This window comes from Kitasatospora sp. NPDC004614 (assembly GCF_042873675.1).
GTDB lineage: Bacteria > Actinomycetota > Actinomycetes > Streptomycetales > Streptomycetaceae > Kitasatospora.
Genome location: NZ_JBIALR010000008.1, coordinates 75,104 through 89,819 on the forward strand (window position 1 = coordinate 75,104; position 14,716 = coordinate 89,819).

Annotated in this window: 13 protein-coding genes; 10 read left to right on the forward strand and 3 right to left on the reverse strand. The window is 74.0% G+C overall.

Annotated elements, in window-relative coordinates:
• Positions 1-9 precede the first annotated feature (9 nt).
• The gene (locus ACFYST_RS18840; protein WP_387645518.1) at positions 10-222 is read left to right on the forward strand and encodes a hypothetical protein; all 213 of its coding nucleotides are present in this window, start codon (positions 10-12) and stop codon (positions 220-222) included.
• Positions 223-238: 16 nt separating this feature from the next.
• Here ACFYST_RS18840 and ACFYST_RS18845 read toward each other — a convergent pair whose 3' ends face one another.
• Positions 239-1,849, reverse strand: a complete 1,611-nt coding sequence (locus ACFYST_RS18845; protein ID WP_387863709.1) for an ABC-F family ATP-binding cassette domain-containing protein — start codon at positions 1,847-1,849, stop codon at positions 239-241.
• 359 nt (positions 1,850-2,208) lie between these two features.
• On the opposite strand from ACFYST_RS18845, the gene ACFYST_RS18850 reads away from it, so the two are divergent.
• The 3 genes from ACFYST_RS18850 to ACFYST_RS18860 all read left to right on the forward strand — a co-directional run bounded on the left by ACFYST_RS18850 (position 2,209) and on the right by ACFYST_RS18860 (position 5,435).
• On the forward strand, positions 2,209-3,855 hold the full coding sequence (locus ACFYST_RS18850) for an ABC-F family ATP-binding cassette domain-containing protein (RefSeq protein ID WP_387863711.1): 1,647 nt from the start codon (positions 2,209-2,211) through the stop codon (positions 3,853-3,855).
• 158 nt (positions 3,856-4,013) lie between these two features.
• Positions 4,014-4,694, forward strand: coding sequence for a nitroreductase family protein (locus ACFYST_RS18855; RefSeq protein WP_387645523.1), 681 nt, complete (start codon positions 4,014-4,016; stop codon positions 4,692-4,694).
• Between the two features lie 132 nt (positions 4,695-4,826).
• A complete protein-coding gene (locus tag ACFYST_RS18860) occupies positions 4,827-5,435 on the forward strand; it encodes a GNAT family N-acetyltransferase (protein ID WP_387863714.1) in 609 nt (202 codons plus the stop codon).
• Between the two features lie 164 nt (positions 5,436-5,599).
• Here the strand turns inward: ACFYST_RS18860 and ACFYST_RS18865 are convergent, their stop codons facing one another.
• Entirely contained in the window at positions 5,600-6,220 is a 621-nt protein-coding gene (locus ACFYST_RS18865) for a TetR/AcrR family transcriptional regulator (RefSeq protein WP_387863716.1), read from the reverse strand.
• A 157-nt stretch (positions 6,221-6,377) separates the two neighbouring features.
• On the opposite strand from ACFYST_RS18865, the gene ACFYST_RS18870 reads away from it, so the two are divergent.
• From ACFYST_RS18870 to ACFYST_RS18895, 6 genes are all read left to right on the forward strand, one after another.
• Positions 6,378-7,043 (forward strand): FMN-dependent NADH-azoreductase, encoded by a 666-nt coding sequence (locus ACFYST_RS18870; RefSeq protein WP_387863717.1) that lies wholly within the window; start codon positions 6,378-6,380, stop codon positions 7,041-7,043.
• A 356-nt stretch (positions 7,044-7,399) separates the two neighbouring features.
• Positions 7,400-10,756, forward strand: a complete 3,357-nt coding sequence (locus tag ACFYST_RS18875; protein WP_387863720.1) for a hypothetical protein — start codon at positions 7,400-7,402, stop codon at positions 10,754-10,756.
• A 9-nt stretch (positions 10,757-10,765) separates the two neighbouring features.
• Positions 10,766-11,497, forward strand: a complete 732-nt coding sequence (locus ACFYST_RS18880) for an ATP-binding cassette domain-containing protein (RefSeq protein WP_387863723.1) — start codon at positions 10,766-10,768, stop codon at positions 11,495-11,497.
• Positions 11,497-12,714: a hypothetical protein gene (locus ACFYST_RS18885; protein ID WP_387863726.1), complete on the forward strand. Its 1,218-nt coding sequence runs from the start codon at positions 11,497-11,499 to the stop codon at positions 12,712-12,714. Before ACFYST_RS18880 ends, ACFYST_RS18885 begins: the two co-directional genes overlap by 1 nt.
• 2 nt (positions 12,715-12,716) lie before the next feature.
• Entirely contained in the window at positions 12,717-13,307 is a 591-nt protein-coding gene (locus ACFYST_RS18890) for a hypothetical protein (RefSeq protein WP_387863727.1), read from the forward strand.
• A gap of 140 nt (positions 13,308-13,447) precedes the next feature.
• Positions 13,448-14,014 carry an NUDIX domain-containing protein gene (locus tag ACFYST_RS18895; RefSeq protein WP_387863730.1) on the forward strand — a complete coding sequence of 189 codons (567 nt, stop codon included), beginning with the start codon at positions 13,448-13,450 and terminating at the stop codon, positions 14,012-14,014.
• Position 14,015: 1 nt separating this feature from the next.
• Here ACFYST_RS18895 and ACFYST_RS18900 read toward each other — a convergent pair whose 3' ends face one another.
• On the reverse strand, positions 14,016-14,321 hold the full coding sequence (locus ACFYST_RS18900) for a hypothetical protein (protein ID WP_387863732.1): 306 nt from the start codon (positions 14,319-14,321) through the stop codon (positions 14,016-14,018).
• Positions 14,322-14,716 lie beyond the last annotated feature (395 nt).

A 14,716-nucleotide genomic window follows, 5' to 3' on the forward strand; every position in this document is an offset into this window, starting at 1 on the left:
TGGGGCCGGGTGTCGGCGGCCGGCACCGAACTGTCGCTGGGCGCCAAGGAGTACGACACCGCCGGCTCCAGCAACCGGGCGGCGTTCACCGCGACGGGCTGGAGCCAGGGCTCGGCCGTCTTCACCACCGGCCCGACCGCCACCACCGCGCGCATCTACTGCTACGCGCGCACCGGCAGCGGCTACGGCTGGTGCGACGACGTGACCGTCACCAAGGCCTGACGCCGCAGGAAGCGGCTCAGCGCGGATCCACCGCGTGGAGCTCACCCCCGTCCCACTCCAGCCAGCGGGTGATGCCGATCTCCCGCAGGAACGGATAGTCGTGGCTGGCGACGACCAGCGCGCCCCGGTAGCCCGCGAGGGCCTGGGTGAGCTGGCGGACGCTGGCCAGATCCAGGTTGTTGGTCGGCTCGTCGAGCAGCAGCAGCTGCGGCGGCGGGTCGGCCAGCAGCAGCGCCGCCAGCGTCGCCCGGAAGCGCTCTCCGCCGGAGAGCGTGCCGGCCGGCTGATCGGCCCGGGCGCCGCGGAACAGGAACCGGGCGAGCCTGGCCCGGATGTCGTTGTCGGTGGCGGCCGGGGCGTGCGCCTTCACGTTCCGGAAGACGGTGGCTTCGTCGTCCAGCACGTCGAGGCGCTGCGGCAGGTACCGCATCGGCACCGGCGTGGTGATCATGCCCTCGGTGGGGGCGAGTTCGCCCGCGACGGTGCGCAGCAGCGTGGTCTTGCCGGAGCCGTTGCGGCCGATCAGGGCGACCCGCTCGGGGCCGCGCAGCTCCAGGTCGACCGCGCCGCCGTAGGCCAGCCGCACCCGTTCGAGCAGCAGCACGCTGCGCCCGGCGGGGACGGCGGTGCGGGGCAGGTCGATGCGGATCTCCGCGTCGTCCCGGACCGCCTCCTCCGCGGTGGCGAGCCGCTCCTTGGCCTCGTTGAGGCGTTCGGTGTGCATGCCGCGCAGCCGGCCGGCGGTCTCCTCCCCCTTGCCCTGGAGCTTGTCGGCCAGGGCCTTGGGGTCGTTGCGCCGCACCGAGCGGGCCTTGCCGTAGGCCGCGGACTTGGCGAGCCGCTGACTGGCCTCGACCAGATCCCGCTTCTGCCGCTTCACATCGGCCTCGGCGTTGCGGACCAGGCGCTCGGCGGTCTCCTGCTCGGCCGCCAGGGTCTCCTGGTAGGCGCTGAAGTTGCCGCCGTACCAGGTGACTTCGCCGTCCCGCAGGTCGGCGATCTGGTCGACCCGCTCCAGCAGCTCCCGGTCGTGGCTGACCAGCAGCAGCACGCCCGGGAACGCCGACACCGCGTCGTACAGCCGGGCCCGGGCCTGGGCGTCCAGGTTGTTGGTGGGCTCGTCGAGCAGCAGCACGTCGGGGCGGCGCAGCAGCAGGGCCGCCAGGTGCAGCAGAACGGCCTGGCCACCGGAGAGTTCGCCGGTGGTGCGGTCGAGATGCAGCCCCGTCAGGCCGAGCCGGTCGAGGGTGGCGCGGGCGCGCTCCTCGACGTCCCAGTCGTCGCCGACGGCGGTGAAGTGCCGCTCGTCGACGTCTCCCGACTCGATGGCGTGCAGGGCCTCGCGCTTGGCCCGGATGCCGAGCGTCTCGTCCACCCGCTGGTCGGACGCGACCGTCAGGTCCTGTGGCAGGTAGGCGAGTTCACCGGCGATCCGGACGGTGCCGGAGGCCGGGCTGAGCTCGCCCGCGATCAGCCGCAGCAGGGTGGACTTGCCGGCGCCGTTCAGGCCGACCAGCCCGGTGCGGCCGGGGCCGACCGCGAGATGGAAACCGCTCAGCACAGGGCGGCCGTCGGGCCATTCGAAGCCGAGGTCGGTGCAGAGGATCGAGGTGGTGGGTTGCGCCATGGAGGGCCTCCGTCAGTTGCCGTGGAAAAGGGGACAACACGGGGAGACACCGAGGACGCGGCTGCGAGAAGGGCCGTCACGGGAAAGCAAGAACCCGCACGGGAGCCATGGATCGCTGCCCAGCCGAGGTCGCACTCGCGTCCGCACACCAAGAAACCCGGAAACAACACAGGTGTGGCGTGGCGCGGTGTCTCATGACCTCAGACAAGCAACGGCCTTCTCCAGACATGCGGGAATGTGACGCCTCCGAGCGTACGGAACCCCCGCCGCCGGATGCAACGGAATTAACTCCCGGTGTCGTACGCCCCACATCCGGCCCGGCCGGGAGCGCTTCGCTCTCCGTCTAAAATCGATTCATCATGACTGCCACTCTCGTCGTCAAGGACCTCGCCGCCGGCCACGGTGAGCGCACGCTGTTTGCCGGGCTGGACCTGGTCGTCGCCCCCGGGGACGTGATCGGGCTGGTCGGGGTGAACGGCGCGGGCAAGTCCACGCTGTTGCGGCTGCTGGCCGGGCTGGACGCGCCGGAGGGCGGCAGCCTGAAGCTGAGCCCGCCGACGGCGAATGTCGGGCACCTGCCACAGGAGCCGGAGCGGCGGGAGGGCGAGTCGGTGCGCGACTTCCTGGCCCGCCGGACGGGCGTCGCGGCGGCGCAGGCCGCGCTGGACGAGGCGACCGAGGGTCTGGTGGAGGGCCGTCCGGGCGCGGACGACGCGTACGCGGTGAGCCTGGACCGCTGGCTCGACCTGGGCGGCGCGGACCTGGACGAACGCGCCGAGGAGGTCGCCGACCAGCTGGGTCTGAAGGTTTCGCTGGACCTGCCGATGACGGCGCTGTCCGGCGGCCAGGCGGCCCGCGCGGGCCTGGCCTCGTTGCTGCTGTCCCGCTACGACGTGTTCCTGCTGGACGAGCCGACCAACGACCTGGACCTGGACGGCCTGGAGCGCCTGGAGTCGTTCGTCAAGGGCCTGCGCGCGGGCACCGTACTGATCAGCCACGACCGCGAGTTCCTGGCCCGCACCGTGACCCGGGTGCTCGAGCTGGATCTGCACCAGCACCAGGTGAACCTGTACGGCGGCGGCTACGAGTCCTACCTGGAGGAGCGGGCGATCTCCCGCCGGCACGCCCGCGAGCAGTACGAGGAGTACGCGGACACCAAGGCCGGTCTGGAGGCGCGCGCGCAGATGCAGCGCAACTGGATGGACAACGGCGTCCGCAACGCCCGGCGCAAGGGCGGCGACAACGACAAGAAGGCCCGTGCGCAGCGCGCCGAGTCCAGCGAGAAGCAGGCCGCGAAGGCCCGCCAGACCCAGCGGATGATCGAGCGGCTGGACGTGGTGGAGGAGCCCCGCAAGGAGTGGGAGCTGCGGATGGAGATCGCCGCCGCGCCGCGTTCCGGTTCGGTGGTGGCGACGCTCCGGCAGGCGTCGGTCAAGCGCGGCGATTTCGTGTTCGGCCCGGTGGATCTGCAGATCGACTGGGCGGACCGGGTGGCGATCACCGGCGCGAACGGCGCGGGCAAGTCGACGCTGCTGGCGGCGCTGCTGGGCCGGCTGGAGCTGGACTCGGGCAGTGCGGCGCTCGGTTCGGGCGTGCAGATCGGCGAGGTCGAGCAGGCCCGCGGCCACCTGTTCGGCGGCGACGCCGGGCGTCCGCTGCTGGAGGCGTTCTCCGCCGCCGTGCCGGACCTGAACCCGGAGGACGTCCGCACCCTGCTGGCCAAGTTCGGCCTGAAGGCGGTGCACGTGATGCGCCCGGCCGCGACGCTGTCGCCGGGCGAGCGGACCAGGGCGGCGCTGGCGCTGCTGCAGGCCCGCGGGGTGAACCTGCTGGTGCTGGACGAGCCGACGAACCACCTGGACCTGCCCGCCATCGAGCAGTTGGAGTCGGCGCTGGCCTCCTACACCGGCACGCTGCTGCTGGTCACCCACGACCGCCGAATGCTGGACACGGTGAAGGTGAACCGGCGGCTGGTGGTCGCGGACGGCCGGGTCACCGAGGCCTGACCGACAGGTCGTGGCAACCCTGGCACGGCCCGGCACGACCTGACCGGCGGGTCTGGCACGGCCCGGCACGACCTGACCGGCAGGTCCGGCACGGCCTGGCAAGTAATGGCAAGGTCGAGCCTTCCGCTGGGCACCTGTCATGTGCTGTGCTGTCGCCCATGGTTGACAGTGCATCCACCACCGAAGCGCCGTCCTTCCCGACGGTGCCCCTGCGTCCGATGAGTGTGCCTGCCGAGCAGGCGGCGGACCGCTGCCGGGACTTCCACGAGGTGATGGCGCAGCGCCGCACCGTCCGCGACTATTCGACCCGCCCGCTGCCCGAGGGCGTGCTGGAGTGGGCGATCCGCACGGCGGCGACGGCGCCCAGCGGCGCGCACGTGCAGCCGTGGCGGTTCGTGGTGGTGACCGATCCGGAGCGCAAGCAGCGGCTGCGGGAGGCCGCCGAGGCGGAGGAGCGGGAGTTCTACGCGCACCGGGCGTCCGAGGAGTGGCTGACGGCGCTGGCCCCGATCGGCACCGACTGGCGCAAGCCGTTCCTGGAGGACGCGCCCGCGGTGATCGTGGTGTTCGAGGTGCACAAGGGCCCCAACTCGCCGCGCCCGTACTACACGAAGGAGAGCGTGGGCATCGCCGTCGGCCTGCTGCTGGCCTCGCTGCACCAGGCGGGCCTGGCGACGCTGACGCACACGCCGAGCCCGATGCGCTTCCTGAACGAGATCTGCGACCGTCCGCAGGAGGAGCGCGCCGCGTACGTGATCCCGGTCGGCTACCCGGCGGACGACGCCCGGGTGCCGGACCTGGAGCGCAAGCCGCTGGACGAGGTGCTGGTCCGGCTCTGACGGCGGGCAGCGTGCGGGCGTGGTCGGCGCTCCGGGCGTGCGCGACCCCGCCCCGGCCCGGGCCGTGAACAAGCCGTGTTGGTACGGAATATCGCTGGTCGGAGCGGTTGCGGATGACCCATACTCGCGATCATGAGTCATTCCACCGACGCTCCTGACACCGGTGCCTCCGAGCACACCGCACACCCGCTGACCGCGGGCCGCCCGCCCGAGCTGCTGCCGATCGGCGGCGGCGCCCACCTGCGCCGCCGCCGACTGGCCGACGCCGCCGCGCTGAACGCCGCGGTGATCGCCAACCTCGACCACCTGCGCCCCTACATGCCGTGGGCCGCCAACGCGCCGACGCTGCCCGAGAGCGAGCAGCTCTCGGTGCGCGGCGAGCAGGTCTGGGACGAGGGCACCGACTTCATGTACCTGCTCGGCCTGGACGCCGAACCCGCCCTCGTGATCGGCGGCTTCGGCCTGCACGGCCGGCTCGGCCCGGGCGCGCTGGAGATCGGCTACTGGGTGCACCGCGAGCACACCGGCCGCGGCCTGGCCACCGCCGCCGCCCGCGCGCTCACCGAAGCCGCGCTCGCCCTGCCGGGCATCACCCGCGCGGAGATCCACTGCGACGAGTCGAACACCGCGAGCGCCGCCGTGCCGCGCAAGCTCGGCTACACGCTGAACCGGATCGACTCGGCGACGCCGACCGCCCCCGCGGAGACCGGCCGCAAGATGATCTGGGTGACGGGCTCCTGACGCTCGCTCGGCAGTACTGACGGGGACGGACGGCGGCCGTCCCCGTTCGCGTTTCCGACGCGCTTCCAACGCGCCCGCCGACCGCCGACCGCCGACCGCCGACCGCCGACCGCCGACCGCCGACCGCCGACCGCCGAAAAACGTTTCCTGGCGACCGTGACGTCTCAGCGCCGGGCGAGCCGTTCGATCAACGCCTGCCAGCCGTCGGCGAGCAGCGTGGGGAGGTCGCCCTGGCAGCTCTCGGCGCGCTGCTCGGCATCGGCCGGGTCCATCGCCAGGAACAGCAGCGGTGGGCCTTCGAGGGCGCTGGTGAGCTGGAAGGCGAGGGTGTCCAGGTCGGACAGGCCGAGCCCCGCCTGCCCGATCAGCATCCGGATATGCGGCTGGGTGAACACCGGCCCGCCGGCCGGAACGGCGCCCTTGCGTTCGATCGCGGCGCGCGCGATGTCATGCCGCGCCAGCAGGAACACCGTCCGCTCACGGCCGTAGGCGATCAGCCGGTCGATCGGGTCGGCGCCGGGGCCGAGCGGCGGCGCGCCAGTCAGCACCTCGTTCTGGAAGCACCGTTCCTCGGCGTCCAGCAGGGCGCGGAAGATGCCGGCCCGGGTGCCGAAGCGGCGGAACACGGTGCCCTTGCCCAGGCCGGCCCGTTCGGCGAGCCCGTCCATGGTGACCTTCTCGGTGCCGAGCTCGGCGATCATCTCGCGGGCCGTGCACAGCAGCGCCTCGCGGTTGCGGGCCGCGTCCGCGCGCTCGACGGGGGGTTTGCCGAAGGGGACGTCCATGGCTGCCAATTTACCTTCCGAGAGAAACGGGGTAAAGTCCGGTTCATCGAAGCGGGGTAAAGTCCGCTTCGACGGGAGCGCCACCCCAGGGCGCCGCCCCCTGCCCTGCCTGCCCACGGCCGCCTCCCCGGCGGGCCGGAATCCGAGGAGAACTGTCATGCACCTGTTCCGCCTGGACGCCAGCATCATGCCCGCCACCTCGAGCAGCTCCGAACTGGCCGACACCGCCCACGCCGAGTGGACCGCCGCCCACCCGGAGAGCACCGTCACCCACCGCCACCTGGGCACCGACCCGCTGCCCGCCGACGCCTGGACCCACGCCGCCATCGCCGCCTTCACCCCCGCCGAACAGCACACCGACGAGCAGCGCGCCGCCGCCGAACTCGGCAACCAGCTCGCCGACGAACTGCGCGCCGCGGACGCCGCGATCATCGCCGTCCCGCTGTACAACTGGGGCGTCTCGCAGCACTTCAAGACCTGGCTCGACGTGGTGATCGCCGGCGCCGGCCCGACCGCCCAGCTGCTCAAGGACAAGCCCGTCCTGCTCGTCACCTCCGCCGGCGGCGGCTTCGCCCCCGGCACCCCCCGCGAGGGCTGGGACCACTCCACCCCCTACCTGGAGCGCATCCTGCGCGACGTCTGGGGCGCCGACCTCACCGTGGTCCGCCGCGAACTCACCATGGCCGCCGTCAACCCCGCCATGGAAAGCCTCCGCGGCCTGGCCGCCGAGTACCACACCCAGGCCCTGGACGCCGCCCGCGACGCCGGCAAGCAGCTGGTCACCGCCCAGGAAACCAACAAGAACCTCGTCACCGCCGCCTGACCCACCCCCACCGCCCGGGCGCCGGAGGGGACTCCCCCTCCCGGCGCCGGCCGCGTTTCGCCGCGGCGCCCCGCAGCCCGACCCACCGCCCTCGCTGTCGGAGCCGGATCGAGCCCAACCCCCGCACCGGGCACAGCAGTCGGCCCGGCCACCAGGTCCGGGGAGAACGATCCGCACCCCTCCGCTCGACGCCACACCGCGCGGAACGCACCGCCCGCCGACGCCGACAAGCCCCTGGTCGCCGCCCGGCGCATCACCAACGTTTGCGTACCGGACGAGACTCCCCCTCCCCCGTCCAAGTCCCGTCCCCGGAAAAGCAGTCGGCCCGGCCGCCGGATCCGGCGACAATGATCCGCATGCCTTCGCTCGATGCCGCGCCGCTACTGGCCGCCATGGATCCGCTGCCCCACCCGGAGCGCACCGCGCTGTTCGCCCGCACTGTGCGCGCCGCGCCGTCCGCCGATGTCGACCGGCTGATCGCCGAACTCGCGGCCGGTGACTGGCACTTGCGACGGCTGGCCGCTTTCGCCGCCGTGCTGGCGGGGCGGATCGATCTGCTCGGCGGTTGGCTCACCGACCCGGATGCGGAGGTTCGCGGCCGGGCGATCGGCGCGCTGCGCACCCTGCCGGTGTCGGACGAGGCGGTGCTGGCCGCGTACGCCGACGGCTCGTCGGTGGTCCGGCACGCCTTGCGCCGGCAGCTCACCCGCGGCCGCCACGAGGCTCTCGTCGCCCGGCTGCTGCCGCTGGCGCGGGAGCGGTGGGGCGCGGAGGAGGCCGCGGCGCTGCTGCCGCTCTGCCCGCCGGAGCTGGTGGCCGCCGAACTGCCGGGCCTGGCAACGGCGGTGGGCTCCTGGTCGAGGCTGGCGGCCCGGCACCCGGACCTGGTGCTGGACCATCTGGAGCGGGAGTTCACCGCCCGGGGCACCGCCGGCTGGCCGGAGCTCACCCGTCCGCTGCTGGACGTGCTGCCGCTGCGCCCCGCGCGTGTGCTCGACCTGCTGGAGCGCCACCGTCCGCCCCGGCTCGATCCGGGACTGGTGGCCGCGTTCGGCCCGCTGGTGCGGGTGGACGCCGAACGGGCCACCGCCGTGCTGGCCGACCCCGACCGTGCACCGAACGTCTGGGAGCCGCTGCCGAGTCGCACCACGCTGGCCCGGATCGCCCGCGCCGACCCGCCGTCGCTGCCCGCGCTGGGCCGCCGCCAACTGGCCCAGCCCGACCGGTTCGTCACCCTGATGCGTGCTCTGCCACCCTCCCGCCGCGCCGCCTTCCTGGACGCCGTATCCGGTGAACTCCCGTCTGCCGCCAACCAGTTGATGCCGTCGACACTGCGGCTGCTGCCCCGCGAACGCCGGTACGCGGAGGCCCGCCGGCTGCACGCCGCCGAACTCGCCCGCGGCCGGACGGAACACCAACTCCAGTACCTGAAGCCTTTGTTGCCGCCCGACGAGGCGTGGGACGCCCTGCTGCCCGCCACCCGGCGGCCCGACCCGGGCGGGCGCATCGAGGCCTGGCAGCGCCTGATCGCCGTCGCCACCGACGACCCCCGCCCGACCGCGCCCGACCGGCTGCTGGCCGAACTGCTGCGCCGGCTCCGCAACGAGCAGGACCTGGTCCGGCAGCGCGCCCTGTTCGCACTCGCCGCCTTCCCCGCCCGCCGCTTCACGGACGCCCACGCCGACGCCCTCACCGAGCTCGCCGACACGACGCTCGCCGCCCGCGACTGCTCGCCGAACACCCGGCAGGCGCTGTCCCGCGTGGCGCTCGGCGTGCTCGCCGCCCACTCCACCGGCGAGCACCCCGAGCTGCTCGCCCGGGCCCTCACCACCGTCGAGCAACTCACCGCCCGCACCGGCACGTTGACCCTCCCCCCGCTGGCCGGCCGACTGCGCCGCGGCCAGGAGAAGCAGGTGCTCGACGCGCTGCGCCCCGCGCTGGACGGCAAGGACCGGCCCGGCCTGCTGCTCGCCCTGATCCAGGCGCTCGGCCCGCGCGCCGAACTGCTCCCGGAGCTCGACGAACGGCTGCGCCACGCCCTGACGGACGAACACACCCGGGCGTTCCCCGAGTTGCTGCGGGCGTGGCTCGCCCCGCGCCGGGGCCGCACCGCCAAGGTGCTGGCGGCGCTCGAACTCGACCCGTCGGCGGCGTTCTTCGAGCCCGTCGGCCGCCACCTGGCCACCGTCCGCACCGACCTGCTCGACACCACCCTGCTCGCCGAACGGCCGCCCACCGGCCGGTTCCTGCGCGCCGGCCAGCAGCGGCCGCTGCCACCGACCCGGCACGCGGGCCGCTGGCTGCCCCGGCAGGTGGCGCGGGCCGCCGGACTGCTCGCGGCGGCCGCCGCCGACCCCGACCGCCCGCGCGACGACCGGGCCCGGGCGATCCGCCGGGCCGCCGACCTGCCGGTGCACGGCGCCCTGCTGATCCACCACCACCTCGCCGGCCCGGACGCGCTGCTCGCCGAGGCGGCGCTCGCCGCGCTGCCCTGGACGGACGACCCGGCGGCCGCCCTCCCCCTGCTGCTGGAGCACGCCGGCGACGACCGGGCCCGAGTCGCGCTGTACGCCGCCGGGCGGGCCGCCCAACACACCGACCCGGACCGGCTGTTGGAGCTGCTGACCGGGCTCGCCACCCGCACCACCGGAACCAAGGTCACGGCGCGCAAGGAGGTGGTCCGGCTCGCCGCCCGCTTCCTGCCGACCGCGCAGGCCGCCGAGCTGGTCGCCGCGGCCTTCCACGCCCCCGGCCAGCACCCGGACGTCCGCGCCGCCGCCGCGAGTTGGAGCACCCGACTGCTGGACGCCGACCCTGCCTGGACGCTGCTCGCCGAGGCCGCCGCCGACCCGCAGCCGCAGGTCCGCGAGGCCGTGCTGGCCGCCGCCCCGCACCTGCTGGCTGACCGTCACCGCCCGCGCTACGCGCGGCTGGTGGCGGCGGTGGCCGCCCGCACCGACTCGACCGACGGCCTGACGGCGGCCCGGACCGCGATCTCCGCACTGCCGCAGTGGGCCCGCTACGCGCCGGGCATCGCCGACGTGCTGCCCGGACTGGTCACCGACCTCGAGGACCGCCAGCTCTGGCGCCCGGCCGCGCTGGCGCTGCGCGCTCTGGCCGTCTCCACCATCGCCCACCCGACCGGCGGCACCGCCGAGGGCAGTCTCGTCCACCGGGCGCTGGCCGGGCTGCTGGCCGCCGAGAACGTGCGGCTGCCGGGCCGCGACCTGCCCGCCCGGCAGCGGATCGCCGTCCTCACCGACCAGCCCCGGGAGCCGCACCGGCGACCGGCGCTGCTCGCCCATGCCGAGCAACTGCGCGGCCACGAGAGCCTGTTGGCGATCCGGGCGACGCTGATGTCGCGGCTCGCCGTCCCCGGCCGACCGGAGTTCGGCACGGACCTCGCCCGCCTGGCAGACGCCCTCGCCGACCGCCCCGTACTGGCCGCCCGCCTCGCCGAGAGCCTGGCCGAGACCGTCGCCGGCGGCCCCCCGCCGATGCCGGACGCGCTGGCCGCGGCCGCCGCCGACATCCACGCCCTCGCCACCACCGGCGAGACCGTCCCCGGCCTGCTGGCCGCCGCACTGACCGACCGGCTCGGGGCCCGCAGCGGCTGGTCCGACCCCTGGCCCGCCACCCTGGCCGCGCTGCGGGCCCACCCCGATCCCGAAGTCCGCGCGGCAGCCCACGAGTTGACCACCGCATCGGAGTGAGGGAGTGCCATGCCGATCAAGCTGTCGAACTGCACCTTCGGTTATCGCCGCGGCCTGCCGGTCATCGAGTGGTTGAGCATCTCCTTCGAACCCGGGGCGACGGTGCTGCTCGGGCCCAACGGCGCCGGGAAGTCGACGCTGCTGGGAATCGCCGCCACGGCGCTGAAACCGAAGGCCGGTGAAGTCCGGCTCGGTGACAGCACCACCTCCGTCCGGGCGTACCGGCGCAAGGTCGGCTGGCTCCCGCAGCAGGTCCGCCCGGTGGCCGGGCTCAAGGTCCGCGAGCAGGTCGCGTACGGCGGCTGGCTCAAGGGCATGAGCCGCGCCGCCGCCTGGGACGCCTCGGCCGCCGCCCTCGCCAAGGTCCGGCTGACCCAGCTCGCCGACCGCCGCAGCACCGAACTCTCCGGCGGCCAGCTCCGCCGCCTCGGCATCGCCCAGGCGCTGGTGCACGACGCGGAGGTGGTGCTGCTCGACGAGCCCACCGCTGGTCTCGACCCGGCGCAGCGCGCGGCCTTCCGCAGGCTGCTCGCCGAACTCCAGGACACCGTCAGCTTCATCGTGTCGACCCACCAGACCGAGGACCTGGCCGCGAGTTACCGCAGCGTGGTCGTCCTCGACCAGGGGCAGGTCCGGTACCAGGGCTCCATCGGCGAGTTCCTCGACCGGGCGCCGGCCGCGGTGTCCGAGGAGCGCCGGGCCGAGGCCGCGTACGCCCGACTCGTCGTCGAGGAGGCCTGATGCGCTGGTCCACTCTCCTGCGTACCTCGATCGCGCTCCGGGTCGCGCCGGCGCTGCTGATCTGGGTGGTGGCGTACGCCGGCAACCTCAACGCCTGGGTGGTGCAGGGCTATTGGGAGTCGGTCACGGCCCAGAGCTCGTTCCTGCTGGGCTTCACCGCCCCGGCCTGCGCCGCGTGCGCCGCCTGGGAGGGCGCCCGGGTGAAGGCCTCCCGGGTGCTGGGCGGAGCGCCCGTCAGGTCGGCGGCGGCGATCGCCGGCTGGCGGATGCTGCCGGTCCTCGCGATGGGCCTGATCGCCGTGCTGCTGCCGCTCGCGCTGCTGGCACCGGAGGCCGCCGGGTCGCCGGGCGGTCCGACGCTGTCGATCCTGGGCACCGAACTGCTCGTCGTGGCGGCCCACACCGCCCTCGGGTACGCCGCCGGCCACGCACTGCCGACGCTGCTCGCGGTGCCGCTGGTCACCGTGACGAGCTTCGTGTGGATGGCCTACCCGGCCTCGCTGAACACGCTCTGGGTACGGCAGTTGAACGGTCACAACCTCGCCGAGTGCTGCGCGCTCGACCAGCAGGTGTCGTACCGGGCGCTCGCCGCGACCTGCCTGGTCGCCGTCGGCCTGATCGCCGGCGCCCTGCTCCGGCTCGCCGGTGCGGCCCGGCCGCTGCGGGCGGTCTCGGCCCTCGCGGTCGCGGCCGCGCTGACCGCCGGGTCGCTGGTCGCGATGCCGCTCGGGACCCGGGCGTCGGTGGCCCGGGACGAGAGCCTGCTGCGCTGCGACTCCGGACGTCCGCAACTCTGCCTGTGGCCGGAGCAACGCAAGTCCGAGGCCGACATCCGCACCTGGGCGGACCAGGCGCACGCGCACCTCGCCGCCGCGGGCGTGCAGGACTCCGGCCGGCTGACCCTGCTCTCCGCGACCCCCTCGCGGGACGAGGTGATCAACGCGGTCGCCCACTCCGCCGTCACCCACACCGTGCCGGACTGCACCGGCAGTTGGCCGGGTTCCCGAGCCGTCGGACCGGTCGACGCCTGGCTGACGGCCAGCGCGGGCGGCAGGCTCCGCCAGGACGAGGCCCCACTGGTCCGCCAACTCCTCGCGTCCCCGGCCGACGCCCAACTCGCCTGGTTCCAACGGAATGCGGAGACCCTGACGTCCTGCGACCGGACGCCGGACCTGGACCCGGCCCACTACCTCGCCGACCCACCGGGACGGGGTTAGCCGTGCTCTGGTGGCTGCGCGTCCGCGCCCTCCCGGCGGTACTGGCCGGCACCGCGCTGACGGTACTGCTCGGCTCGCAGGCCCGGTCGCTCGTGGTGCCCGTCCCGATCGTGGTGGGCGGGATCTCCTTCCCACTGCCGATGGCCTTCCTGTTCCCGCTGGCCCCGGTCTGCCTCTTCCTGTACGGCCACGGCCGGGCCGACGCGGCCGCCGAACGGACGGCGGTGCGCCGCATCCCGCTGCTGGACGTGGCCGCGGCGCTCACGGCGACGGCGGTGGCCGGCGCCGCCGGGTTCCACTCCGCGACGGGGGTGATGGTGGCGCGGGACTTCGCCGGCTACCTGGGCCTGGCGCTGATCGTCCGCTGGTGCGCGGGGGTGCTCACGGCGGGCCTGGTGGTGTCCGTGTTCCCGTTCGCCTGCGCCTCGTTGGGGATCCGGGCCGGCGTCCCACGAGTCTGGGCCTGGCCGTTCCTGCCCGCCGGCTCGCTGCCTGCCGCCCTCGAAGCGCTGCTCCTGCTGTCTTCCGGCCTGCTGCTGCTGTGGCACGGCCCGCTGGAGTGGTCGCGGCGAGCGGATCTTGCCGCGAACTGACCCGCCGGAACGACCGGGAGGCCACCGTCGGGTGACGCCCCGGTGCGGTGAATTGACGCAAGGACACTGGAGGGTGACGTTCCGTCCGATTTGTTGACCGCCCGGGTCCGGTTCCGCCCACTCAGGACTACGATCGATCGATGACGGACACAACGCCCAGAACAGACGACAGAGCCGCCGTCGCGGCCAGGTTCCCGGCCCTCCACGCGCCGCAGCGCTGGGAGTGGGGCGGCATGGACGTGCAGTTCACCACCGAGCTGCCACCGGACGAACTGGTCACCAACATCCACCTGGTGGGTTTCACCGGGGGCCGCGTGGTCCTCTGCCGCGACGTCCGCGGCCACTGGTTCCTGCCCGGCGGCACCCGCGAGGCCGCCGAGAGCATCGAGTCCTGCCTGGCCCGCGAACTCCGCGAAGAGGCCGGCGCCCGCCTCACTGGCCCCCCGACCTGGATCGGCCACCACCTCGCCGTCTCCGAGGGCCCCACCCCCTACCGCCCCTGGCAACCCCACCCCGTCAAGGCCTGGCTCTGGGGCTGGGCCGAAGTCCTCGTCGACTCCGCCCCCACCAACCCCGCCGACGGCGAACAGGTCCTCGAAGTCCGCCTCACCACCCCCGAAGAGGCCCAACACCTCCTCGCCCACCACCGCGAGCCCTGGTGGCCCGAACTCGTGGCCCTGGCAACGGAATCCCGCACCGGCGGGTGAGTCAGAACGGACTTCCGTCCTGGAAGTCCGTGTGCCACCACTGAACGGCGGTGAGCACCACATGGCGATGGGGGCCGGTGACGATCTCGTACTCGACGAGGGCGGCGTGACCGTCGAGCGGAATGTCACGAGTGCAGGGATCGTCGCCGATCGGCGCACTGGCCCCGTCCCACGGATCTCGCATGAGACGCAACTGCACGGCCAGCAGGGCGTGGTACAGCGAGTCCGGCGCGGCAACCAGCAGCTCTTCGACCTCCAACGAGGGCTCGACGGGCCACACGTCGGCGGCGTCGAACTCCTCGTCCACCCCTACCCCTCCCGGTTCGCCCTCCGGCTCCGGAGCGAATCCCAGGAGCCCAGCGGGAGTGTACCCGCGCGGGCGGCGGCGGTTCGGGCCTCACGCCCACCACGCCTGTCCAGGGTGGCTCGACACCACCAGACCTCCAGCAGACGTTCGAACGCCTCACCAGTAGCGGTCCGGCCGAGCTCGACGCGGAACTGCATGCGCCTGCTCGGCGAGAGCGCGGCCGCGATGCCGTCCGGCGTGCGAGGGATCCCGGGGCTCGCACCGGTGTAGTCGTGCGGTTGAGCGCTCACCGTTGCCTCCTCAGCCAGACCGCGGGTCGCTGTTTGTCCAACTTACACACCCACTTGTATGGGGAATCTTACGCTGCGGGCAGCACAAGACGGCCGGACCCCTGC

What these genes read in the sequence shown, in the direction of transcription:
- ACFYST_RS18845 (WP_387863709.1), bottom strand. Translation starts at nt 1,849, where the DNA reads ATGGCGCAACCCACCACCTCGATCCTCTGCACCGACCTCGGCTTCGAA.
- ACFYST_RS18850 (WP_387863711.1), top strand. Translation starts at nt 2,209, where the DNA reads ATGACTGCCACTCTCGTCGTCAAGGACCTCGCCGCCGGCCACGGTGAG.
- ACFYST_RS18855 (WP_387645523.1), top strand. Translation starts at nt 4,014, where the DNA reads ATGGTTGACAGTGCATCCACCACCGAAGCGCCGTCCTTCCCGACGGTG.
- ACFYST_RS18860 (WP_387863714.1), top strand. Translation starts at nt 4,827, where the DNA reads ATGAGTCATTCCACCGACGCTCCTGACACCGGTGCCTCCGAGCACACC.
- ACFYST_RS18865 (WP_387863716.1), bottom strand. Translation starts at nt 6,220, where the DNA reads ATGGACGTCCCCTTCGGCAAACCCCCCGTCGAGCGCGCGGACGCGGCC.
- ACFYST_RS18870 (WP_387863717.1), top strand. Translation starts at nt 6,378, where the DNA reads ATGCACCTGTTCCGCCTGGACGCCAGCATCATGCCCGCCACCTCGAGC.
- ACFYST_RS18875 (WP_387863720.1), top strand. Translation starts at nt 7,400, where the DNA reads ATGCCTTCGCTCGATGCCGCGCCGCTACTGGCCGCCATGGATCCGCTG.
- ACFYST_RS18880 (WP_387863723.1), top strand. Translation starts at nt 10,766, where the DNA reads ATGCCGATCAAGCTGTCGAACTGCACCTTCGGTTATCGCCGCGGCCTG.
- ACFYST_RS18885 (WP_387863726.1), top strand. Translation starts at nt 11,497, where the DNA reads ATGCGCTGGTCCACTCTCCTGCGTACCTCGATCGCGCTCCGGGTCGCG.
- ACFYST_RS18895 (WP_387863730.1), top strand. Translation starts at nt 13,448, where the DNA reads ATGACGGACACAACGCCCAGAACAGACGACAGAGCCGCCGTCGCGGCC.